This is a genomic window from Acinetobacter sp. YH12096 (genome assembly GCF_013419215.1).
Taxonomy (GTDB): domain Bacteria; phylum Pseudomonadota; class Gammaproteobacteria; order Pseudomonadales; family Moraxellaceae; genus Acinetobacter; species Acinetobacter amyesii.
This window is the reverse complement of the sequence record NZ_VPAM01000058.1, coordinates 1-9,827: the sequence shown is the minus strand read 5'-3', so window position 1 is coordinate 9,827 and position 9,827 is coordinate 1. Positions and strand designations below refer to the sequence as shown.

9 protein-coding genes and 2 pseudogenes are annotated in these 9,827 nt (G+C 37.3%); 6 read left to right on the top strand and 5 right to left on the bottom strand.

Translation table 11 applies throughout. The features are described from left to right. Positions 1-256: 256 nt before the first annotated feature. Positions 257-1,168, bottom strand: coding sequence for a LysR family transcriptional regulator (locus FTU36_RS16010; protein WP_078188530.1), 912 nt, complete (start codon positions 1,166-1,168; stop codon positions 257-259). A gap of 279 nt (positions 1,169-1,447) precedes the next feature. On the opposite strand from FTU36_RS16010, the gene FTU36_RS16005 reads away from it, so the two are divergent. Beyond that, complete coding sequence (locus FTU36_RS16005; RefSeq protein ID WP_180118530.1) at positions 1,448-2,362, top strand: LysR substrate-binding domain-containing protein; 915 nt, start codon at positions 1,448-1,450, stop codon at positions 2,360-2,362. 320 nt (positions 2,363-2,682) lie between these two features. Here the strand turns inward: FTU36_RS16005 and map are convergent, their stop codons facing one another. Further along, positions 2,683-3,477: a type I methionyl aminopeptidase gene (gene map / locus FTU36_RS16000; RefSeq protein ID WP_180118528.1), complete on the bottom strand. Its 795-nt coding sequence runs from the start codon at positions 3,475-3,477 to the stop codon at positions 2,683-2,685. A 349-nt stretch (positions 3,478-3,826) separates the two neighbouring features. Between map and brnQ the strand changes: the two genes are divergently transcribed. Both brnQ and FTU36_RS15990 read left to right on the top strand, forming a co-directional pair. Beyond that, complete coding sequence (gene brnQ, locus FTU36_RS15995) at positions 3,827-5,119, top strand: branched-chain amino acid transport system II carrier protein (protein WP_180118526.1); 1,293 nt, start codon at positions 3,827-3,829, stop codon at positions 5,117-5,119. Positions 5,120-5,677: 558 nt separating this feature from the next. Then, positions 5,678-5,914 carry a hypothetical protein gene (locus FTU36_RS15990; RefSeq protein ID WP_078188534.1) on the top strand — a complete coding sequence of 79 codons (237 nt, stop codon included), beginning with the start codon at positions 5,678-5,680 and terminating at the stop codon, positions 5,912-5,914. Positions 5,915-6,187: 273 nt separating this feature from the next. Here FTU36_RS15990 and FTU36_RS15985 read toward each other — a convergent pair whose 3' ends face one another. Further along, positions 6,188-6,649 (bottom strand): hypothetical protein, encoded by a 462-nt coding sequence (locus FTU36_RS15985; protein WP_180026270.1) that lies wholly within the window; start codon positions 6,647-6,649, stop codon positions 6,188-6,190. Positions 6,650-6,823: 174 nt separating this feature from the next. On the opposite strand from FTU36_RS15985, the pseudogene FTU36_RS15980 reads away from it, so the two are divergent. Both FTU36_RS15980 and FTU36_RS15975 read left to right on the top strand, forming a co-directional pair. Next, positions 6,824-7,686 (top strand): annotated as a pseudogene (locus FTU36_RS15980) (alpha/beta fold hydrolase). A gap of 215 nt (positions 7,687-7,901) precedes the next feature. After that, the gene (locus FTU36_RS15975) at positions 7,902-8,387 is read left to right on the top strand and encodes an Lrp/AsnC family transcriptional regulator (RefSeq protein ID WP_078188537.1); all 486 of its coding nucleotides are present in this window, start codon (positions 7,902-7,904) and stop codon (positions 8,385-8,387) included. 85 nt (positions 8,388-8,472) lie between these two features. Here FTU36_RS15975 and FTU36_RS15970 read toward each other — a convergent pair whose 3' ends face one another. Together FTU36_RS15970 and FTU36_RS15965 are read right to left on the bottom strand one after the other, a co-directional pair. Continuing rightward, positions 8,473-8,685, bottom strand: a complete 213-nt coding sequence (locus FTU36_RS15970; RefSeq protein ID WP_180004964.1) for a hypothetical protein — start codon at positions 8,683-8,685, stop codon at positions 8,473-8,475. After that, positions 8,682-8,894, bottom strand: a complete 213-nt coding sequence (locus FTU36_RS15965) for a DUF4177 domain-containing protein (RefSeq protein ID WP_078193931.1) — start codon at positions 8,892-8,894, stop codon at positions 8,682-8,684. Before FTU36_RS15965 ends, FTU36_RS15970 begins: the two co-directional genes overlap by 4 nt. A gap of 384 nt (positions 8,895-9,278) precedes the next feature. Here FTU36_RS15965 and FTU36_RS16830 point away from each other — a divergent pair. Further along, a pseudogene (locus FTU36_RS16830) lies at positions 9,279-9,664 on the top strand (IS3 family transposase); the annotation flags it as partial. Positions 9,665-9,827: the final 163 nt, after the last annotated feature.

Genomic DNA, 9,827 nt, shown 5'->3' with positions numbered 1-9,827 from the left:
GTTTCAGAAAGCTTCTTTGAATCGATATATTTCATCCGCAGATTATGCATGAATATTTAAAATTCTTCGGTACAAATAATCAGCAAGAGACTGTTCGTTTTTTGATTTATGAAAGAGGCTTAATAAGACTGAATAAAAAAATAGGCTCATTACTTTTCAAGATTGAGCCTGTTTTTTATATACAGGATGGTGTTACTTAATAAGTAACTTAAAAATTAATTTCAAAATCAAATTGTTTTTAATGTTAAAACAAGTGTTAGAAAACCCGACGATCGTATTCAATTGCTTCCAAATCATACACTTGGTAGACGCAGTCAAATAAAGGACGTGCCAATTCCCCTTCATCATCATTCCGCACAATCAAATAAATTTGGCTAATGGCGGCACTGTCCGATAATTTCACATAATTCACATGCCTAAACTGCATAATTTGGACAGATTCAGGAACAATACAAATGCCTTCGCCCGCAGCGACCATACCTAGTGATTGCTGCAAATCTGCTTGAGTATTGAAGCGTTTCGGCTCCATCCCATATTCTAAAAATAAAGACTTGATCAGCGTTGCATAACTTTGACCATCCGTTGCAGGATAAATAAAAATCTGCTCATCTTTGAGATTATTTAATGCAATCTGCTGCTGTGAAGATAAAGGATGACTCGAATGCACCGCAACAATTAGTGGCTCTTCTCGTAATAGCACACGTTTAACCGCCTGATCCGACACACGAACTCGGCTAAAACATGCATCAACCCGACCTTCTTTTAATGCCTGAATCTGATCGACTGCACTCAGTTCAATTAAATTTACATTTAAGTGTGGATATTGCTGACGGAACAAATAAACAATTCGAGGTAATAAACCACAGAGTAACGAACCGCCATAGCCAATATTAATAGTACGTTCAGTGGCACTGGCCCGCTGCGTAATGAGCTTAATTTCTTCTGCATTGGAGAGTAATTTCACGGCTTGCTGATAAAAGAAACGGCCGATGGTGGTGGTTCTTAAAGGACGGCTGCCACGCTCAAAAAGCTGCGCACCCAACTCTTCTTCTAAATTTTGAATTTGACGACTTAAAGGAGGTTGAGCAATAAATAGCTTTTCAGCAGCCTTCGTAAAACTCTGTTCTTCTACAACGGCGACAAAGTAACGTAAATGTCTTAATTCCATGACATTGTCCTTTAATGTCGAATTTCTTTCATAATGGTCTTTTATTTGAATATATCAGGACGACACTCAAATCACATCCTTCAAATTCGGTTATTTAAAAGATGTATACACCACATTTATTGTTTGGTCATGCTAATGTGAAACGATTACAAGGTTAACCCGACTTTAGTCTTGGCAATTTTGCTCAATCTTCTCACATGAAAAACTACAAAACGTGATTGACTTCATGAAACAATTCAAGTTAATTAGCAAAATCGTTGCAAATATGGAATAAGAATAGTGCTGAGTGATCTAGATGATTTTTATTGTTTTGCCCAAGTGGTCGAACATGGTGGTTTTAGTGCAGCAGAACGTGCAACAGATATTCCAAAATCAAAACTGAGTCGTCGGGTCTATAACTTAGAAGAACGTTTAGGTGTCCGCCTGATTCAACGTAGCTCACGACATTTTGCTGTTACAGATATTGGTATGAATATCTATCGCCATGCACAAGTCATGATGAATGCCGCTCAAGCCGCACACGATTTGGTTGATCATCTCAGCACACAGCCGCGCGGCTTAATTAAAGTCAGCTTACCTGTTTCCATCGCGCAAAATGAAATGACCAAAATATTGCCTGAATTTTTAAAGCAATATCCAGAAATCAAAGTGCAAATGATGGTGACCAATCGGCGCGTAGATATCATTAATGAAGGCTTCGATCTTGCGCTACGTGTACGTTCAAATCTAGACGACGACCCCAATTTAGTCATTCGTAAATTTGAAACGATTGAGCAGCACTTATTTGCCAGTCAGGCGTATCTGAATAAATTTGGTGAACTCAAACAACCTGAAGATTTATCTCAGCATCAAATATTAAGTATGGCGGATGAGCATCTCGATCAACATATTATTGTGACCGATACACAGCATCATCAGAAAAAAATCAAAGTTAACCCAACCGTGATGGGCTCTGACCTGTCTATGTTAGCTGCACTGGCCTGCCAAGATTGTGGCGTGGTGTTATTACCCGACAGTATTGTGTCCGATCACGTGAAATCAGGTGCTTTGGTTCGTGTACTACCTGAATGGAAAGCTGCACATGGTATTTTCCATGCAGTTTATCCATCTCGTCGTGGCTTACTACCTGCTGTACGTGTATTCATTGATTACTTAGTTGAAAAACTCAGCCAACATGAACACGCTAAATTTTAGGCAAAAAAAAGCTTACCCATGTGATGGGTAAGCGAAAACTTAAAAACTAAGTAAAATCAGAAACTACAGCAGAATCTGTAATCATATTATATAAATAAAATACATCTTTATTAAATCGTTAATAGCTCTAACTGATTTTCAGAGTTATAAGCAAAACCTTATAAATTAAGCTATAGAGAAAACCTCTTAGTCTTAAAACCTATAACGCTCATACACACTACAACTTATTAGACTAAAGTCAAAAAATATACACTTGTACAATTTAATTTAACTTCAATCCTTTAGATACAGCAGATTCAGGATTAAATTCGCGATTTAGCTTAGATTGCAGGATATGCACCTGTACCTTCTGGCCATGGAGATAGCAACTCAAAACCACTATCGGTCACAACAACCATATGTTCCCACTGTGCCGATAAAGAACGGTCTGCAGTAATTACTGTCCAGCCGTCTTTTAATTCTTTAGTTCGCGCTTTACCGCTGTTGATCATCGGCTCAATGGTAAAGACCATGCCTTTTTTCAGAATGACACCTTGACCCGGTTGACCATAGTGTAAAACGCTTGGTTGCTCATGATAAACTTTACCAATCCCGTGACCACAATATTCACGTACAATGCTGTAGCCTTCACGATGAGCAACTTGTTGAATGGCATAGCCTACATCACCCAATGTTGCTCCCGGTTTAACAGCATGAATCCCTGCAACCATCGCTTCATAGGTAGTTTCGACTAACTTTTTAGCCGCAGGCGAAACCTCACCCACATAGTACATACGACTGGTATCACCAAAATAACCATCTTTAATGATGGCAACATCAATATTGATAATGTCACCATCTTTCAATACAGTTTCTTTCGAAGGAATACCATGACAAACCACTTCATTCGGTGAAATACAGGTGGTTTTGGTATAGCCATAGTAGCCAACGTTGGCAGGAATCACTTTAAGTGTGTTGACGATAAAATCATTACAGATATCGTCTAGATATTCAGTGGTCACGCCCGGCTTGACATACTCCCCGATCATCTCTAAAACCTGAGCAGCTAAACGACCTGAAATGCGTAATTTTTCAATATCTTGCTCGGTTTTAATCGTGATTTTGGAAGCTTTCATCTGAATATCCTCAAATTTGAATACACCGAATTATAGACCTTTTAGATTTTTTTTGTTTTATTCAGCCAATATTTCTGCATTTATTCGGCTTATAGCATCCGATTTAGTGCTGAAAATTAGAACAATTGATTTATATCTGATAAATCTTAATCGCTAAACATATTTCTATAAAAAATTTATATACAATAAATTTCTTTTATTTATCATAAATATAAATAAAACATTATTTTATCTGTCAATATATTCATGATTCGTATTATAAAAACTATCTATACGATTTATAAATTTTGCTCCAAAAACGAGCTTAATTGCACTAAAATTGCCTTTTTTCACAGTTCATCTCCCCTTTATGACAAGTCTTCGTACACGGGATATTGTTGCCTTAGGTTTTATGACCTTCGCACTGTTTATTGGTGCAGGCAACATTATTTTCCCACCAATTGTCGCACAGCAAGCGGGTGAACATGTTTGGTTAGCTGCATTTGGTTTCTTAATCACCGCAGTTGGTCTACCTGTCATCACGATTATTGCTTTGTCGCGTGTTGAAGGTTCTATTCAAGTTTTAAGTTCACCTTTGGGTAAAGCAGCCAGCATTATCCTTACTGTCGCGTGTTACTTAGCTGTTGGACCTTTATTTGCAACACCTCGTACAGCTACCGTTTCTTATGAAATTGGTTTCTCTTCTTATTTTGGTAACGGCGCAAACAGTCTGCTAATTTATAGCGTGATTTATTTTGCATTGGTGACGATTGTTTCACTTTATCCAAACAAAATTTTGGATACTGTGGGTTATTTCCTTTCACCACTCAAGATCTTAGGTCTCATTGTACTGGGTATCTCTGCGTTCTTTATCCCTGCCGGTGTGATTCCACCTGCTATTGGTAATTACGTGGCTGCACCAGTTTCAGAAGGTGTGGTCAATGGTTATTTAACCATGGATACTTTAGGCGCTTTAGTTTTTGGTATCGTGATCGTAAAAGCCATTACTTCACGCGGCGTAACGGATAATAAGCTCGTCACCAAATATGCTGTCATTGCCAGTATTATTTCTGGTATTGGACTTACACTGGTTTATATCAGCTTATTCAAACTCGGTATGGGCAGCCATGATATTGCTCCAAATGCAACAAATGGTGCAGTGATCCTGCATACATATGTACAACATGCTTTTGGTGATATGGGCGCTTATTTCCTATCTGCAATGATTTTTGTTGCATGTATGGTGACCGCGATAGGCTTAACCTGCGCATGTGCTGAATATTTCTCAGAATTGACTAAAATTCCATATAAAGTTTTTGTGTTCATTTTAGTTGGCTTCTCACTGCTTATTTCAAACTTAGGTTTAACCAAACTCATTGCTGTTTCAGTGCCTGTTTTAAGTGCGATTTATCCACCTGCGATTGCAGTTATCCTACTTAGCTTCTGCTCTAAATGGTTTATTTCACCATCAAGAGTTATTGCGCCTGTTACCGCATGTGCGTTTATTTTCGGTATTTTTGATGGTTTAAAAGTAGCTGGTTTCGAAGATGCGCTTCCAAGCTTTATTGCCAATCTACCGCTTGCTCAACAAAATTTAGCATGGCTGATCCCTTCTGTGATTGTGCTGATTATTGCTGCTGTAATTGACAAAGTTAAAAAATAACCTTTTTTGACCTGTCTAAAATCGGAGTTTTACCCGAATGACGATTTTACCTGTGACCAATAATTGTCGAGTTTTACCCAAACTGACATTTATTTGTCCTACTACAGCACAATAATCCTAAGTCATTGAACTTTGAGATTAAGTTTTATTTTCACAATGAGAAGCAAAGCCTGCCCTTTGGCTACAAAATATAATAATAGTTAAAATACAAATACTTTCTGCAAAATACACCGTACACAAACTCCATGATTAAGCCCGATTCTGACTGTAAGCTAGGCGGTTTCGTGTCATAAAGCCGATATATCCGTGTTGGTATATATATTGCTTATTCATACATAGATATTATGCATTGACCATTTTACTCACCAGTCAACACCTTTAGATTCATAATATTTAGTATATGAATAAAATGATTATTCTTATACGATGATCTAACATAGTTTTATGACAAAATAATGACATTTGCTATTGAAATACTTCTAGTTTCGAAGTACAACAGTAGTTCAAACCTGACCAAAATCATGGGTTTTGGCGAAACAACAACAAGGAGGGGTGGAGATGTTATCAGTACATTTCAAAAAGCAATTCTTCATTAACGCTCTGAAGGCAAATAAGAACATGGTGACCTATACAAGCACCACTATTGCTCTCATGCTGACACTACTTATTCAAGGCTTAATACAAGGAAATTTAAGACCTGAATACTTTGCTTATGCGCTTATTGTCTCGGTAGCCTTTTATTTATGGGCAGTCATTGACCACAAATATCGAAAGCAAAAATCAACAGAATTTTAAGTTAGAAGATGGATGAGGCATCATCCATCTTGAAAAAAGAAAAGATGCCACCCCTACCTTCTCGATTATTCAATCCATTTAAAAAAACAATACAAATAATCCCTAAAATAACCAGAAAATCATCAGCCTTTTCTCATGAATTTTCGATTCTATTTAACTTCAAATTTTGTTTTATAAATTCTTCTACATAGCCATCGTCTGCACTTTAAAAGCTTTTAGTTCTTGATTAGCTTCCAATCTCATGCAAACCATTTCTAATTGATATTGCTTTGTTTAAAACCAAAATTTAACGATGACTCCGAAGAGCAATCCGAGTGTTGCAATTAACTCGCCTATCACCAATCCAAGCATTGCCATACTCATCATCCATTTAGGTAAATGCCATTTGCCTAAGACGTGCGGGACTTTAAATTGATTGGTGGTATCGGCTAAATAGCCATGCAGTACATAACTTAAAATCGAAAAGCTAAAAAAGAACAAATTGATGATTACAAAGAGTAAATTGAGTGTATGTGGAAGTGCTGAAAAATAGGCCAATACCGCCAAAATGAGCGTTGCTGGGGCGTATAACAAACTACTCCGATGTGCTATATCGACATAATAATGCGCACGTGCTAGTTCAGAATGTCTTATTTGTGCATATTTCCACACCCCCGTGAGCATACCTACCCATAAATAAATCCCACTAAAAACTATCGCAATTTTTACTGCACTTGAAAGTTGAAATATATCCATTTTTAATTCAAATCCATTGTTCAATTATACGCATTATTTTTATCTGTATTTCTTCTCCAATAATACTTACTTCTAACCTATTATGACATGACTTTAGAGTCATACTCTTTTCAAGTTTCTTTTTGGAACTTGTTTAAATTAGTGACATCGGAATACATCCATAAAGTTTGAATCATGTCATCATCTGAAAAACTCACGATTCATTGCCAAGACGGCTATCCACTGAGTGCGCGCTATTATCCGCACCAGACAGAGCTCAAACAGGTTTTACCTGTGTTGATTTGTCCAGCCACAGGCATTACCAATCAATTTTATAATAGTTATGCAACATGGTTGAGCCAACAAGGCTATGACGTTTTAGTTTTTGATTTTCGTGGTATTGGTGAGTCGCTACACAGCCCTCTAAAAGAATCGACAGCAAGTATTGTGCAATGGGGGCAGCTTGATATCCCCGCAGCAATCGATGCTTTAATCAGTAAAACGCAGGCGCCTAAAGTCATATTACTCGGTCATAGTGCAGGCGGACAATTATTAGGTATCGTGCCAAATTATGACAAAGTTGCCAAAGTGGTTGCTGTTTCTGGCTCTACAGGTCATGTCAAAGATCTTAAAGGTCGCACCAAGCTTTTAGAGCTCCAGTGATGTTTAATGTGATCTTCCCGATTGCACGCTATACCATTGGCTATGGCCCGACTAATGCGATTGGCATGGGTGAAAATTTGCCAAAAGATGTTGCTCGTGAATGGGCTGAATTTTGTAGCAAACCCGGTTATGTCATCAATGCCTTAGGCAAAACTGTTCAGCATGATTTTCATCAACAAGTGAGCTGCCCGATCACTGCGGTATGGAGCTCTGATGATGAAATCGCTACGGAAGCCAATGTCAAAGACTTGCTGCGTTTATACCCGAATGCTTTGACTCAAATGATTGAGTTAAAACCGAAAGAAACAGGTCATAAAGCCATCGGACATATGTTGATGTTTAAATCGTCACATCAAAACCTATGGCCGATCATTGAACAACAGTTACACGCTTAAGTTTTTGCCACTCAGTCAGTAATCCGGCTGAGTGGTCTTTTTATGGACTGCACAATAATTTCTACTTTTAGATTCATTCAAACTGCCTGACAGCTTACATATTCTATTTTCTATCTTTAAAATCTGCACTGAACGTCCAAGTGTACTTATTTTCATCAGCCGACCATTGCAAAAAATGATATAACTATTTTTTCTCAATTATATTCTATTTTGGCATGAGTGAAGCACGACACAACCTCGACAGAATTGATCGTTTAATATTATCCGCATTAAGAGAAGATGGACGACTCACCATAGCCCAGCTTTCTGAACGTGTTGGTCTCTCCTCTTCGCCGTGTTGGACACGCTTAAAGCGTCTAGAAAATTTAAAAATTATCGACGGCTATACAGCCAACATCAACCCAAAATCGATTGGGATCAATGAATTATTCTTTATTGAAATTACATTAGAACGTCACGACGATGAAATTTTAGATCAATTTAGTGAAACTTTAGCCAATATGCCAGAAGTGGTAGAAGCACATTTAGTCACTGGCGATTATGATTATTTGGTGAAAGTTGCAGTTAAAAATGCTGAACACTATGAGCGTTTTTTACGTAAAAATTTATATTCTATGAAAGGTATACGCCATACCCGCTCCATTTTTGCGCTACGACAATTAAAATCTGCCAGCAGTGCTGACCTCATGATGATTGAGTAATGAGTCAATATAGATCTAATCTATAAAATGACTTTAAAATTTTAAGGCAATTGAGCTCAGCACCCAATTGCCCTATTTATGTGTTCTAATCTATATAGCCATCTTTTTTCAATTTTTTATCTGTCAAATACTCACGTATGACCAATGTTGCAATAATAATGATGGCTTCTAAGATCGCTACTGTGACGGTTAGTTTGGTAAATACTTCGACACTGAGCAACTCAAACCATAATTGAGCGATGGCTAATAAACCCCATAAAACTGAAATAATAAGTGCACTAAAGACACCGTATTTCATTTTTCTCTCTCCAAAACAACTACATAAGCTTCGCGCTTCCAAAAAAGCAGCATACGACGGATATCCTTTTCCATCGTAATCACCGCCCAACCTTGCTGTGCATTTTGATTTAAAAAATTAGTGAATTTAACAGGATCAACTTTTGAAGAGCCAAGCAGCAAAGATCCCAGCATACCTTCTTGATAGATAACAACTTTATATTCTTTCATCAATATAGTTCTTTATGGTTATAGTGAATTGAACAAATGTTCATGGCAAAGTATAGCGATCGCTTTTTCCTAAAACAACAAAGTTTTAACTGTCAATTTACTCAGCATTTTTTCAATTTTATGCTTTAATATACACAGTATGAGATGAGCCTTATATGAGTATCACGCGAGTGATACGACTAGCCCCTAACCATGGGGGCTTTTTAATGTCCGCATTTATGATTTTCAAGTTTTAGCATCTTTGAGAGACTCTTTCGCTAATAGTTTGCTGTGTCTTTCGACATGCTGCCAGCATAGCCCTATACTCGTAAAGCTAAGAAAGTATTCAAAGCAACGATATACTTACTTAAATCTATCACCGATCAGTTAAAAATAATCACTGCAGTCTCTTCTGCCTGCAAATATCTAGGTGTCAGCACTTCACGCTTCTATGCATGAAAAATGTTAGATTTATTTATGTATGATGATTTGAAAGCTATCCATTGGCAGCATCATACTCATTTAGGCGCACAATCATGTCCATGACATACATGATCTTGATTATCGTATGAATGAATGTTCTGTCTGTAGAATCTAAGAATATTTAAAAAGCTAAGTTTACTGAATAAAGTTGCACGCAAATATAAGCATACAACGGATATTACTTATATCAGTACCAAGCAAGATGGGTTGTATTTATGTGGATGCTAAGTTTATTTAGTCGTTGTACTGTCTGTTGGCAAACTAGCCATTGTAATGGTCAAGTAAAATCAGACCATCAATTGATATGCGTGTAATGCATTTAATTAAGCAGTAGCTCATCAAGGTGATGTGTGCTTAAAAAACAGGAGGGTTTAACTTGGTAAACTATACATACTCATTAGGAGTTTACCATGAGCAAGAAACAGAAGACTTACACCGCAGAATTTAAAGCTGAAGCCATAAAAGCCATTG

Bases quoted from the DNA above. Each gene is read 5' to 3' on its own strand.
- FTU36_RS15975 (WP_078188537.1), top strand. From the start codon at position 7,902: ATGAGTGAAGCACGACACAACCTCGACAGAATTGATCGTTTAATATTA.
- brnQ (WP_180118526.1), top strand. From the start codon at position 3,827: ATGACAAGTCTTCGTACACGGGATATTGTTGCCTTAGGTTTTATGACC.
- FTU36_RS15965 (WP_078193931.1), bottom strand. From the start codon at position 8,894: ATGAAAGAATATAAAGTTGTTATCTATCAAGAAGGTATGCTGGGATCT.
- map (WP_180118528.1), bottom strand. From the start codon at position 3,477: ATGAAAGCTTCCAAAATCACGATTAAAACCGAGCAAGATATTGAAAAA.
- FTU36_RS15985 (WP_180026270.1), bottom strand. From the start codon at position 6,649: ATGGATATATTTCAACTTTCAAGTGCAGTAAAAATTGCGATAGTTTTT.
- FTU36_RS16010 (WP_078188530.1), bottom strand. From the start codon at position 1,168: ATGGAATTAAGACATTTACGTTACTTTGTCGCCGTTGTAGAAGAACAG.
- FTU36_RS15970 (WP_180004964.1), bottom strand. From the start codon at position 8,685: ATGAAATACGGTGTCTTTAGTGCACTTATTATTTCAGTTTTATGGGGT.
- FTU36_RS15990 (WP_078188534.1), top strand. From the start codon at position 5,678: ATGTTATCAGTACATTTCAAAAAGCAATTCTTCATTAACGCTCTGAAG.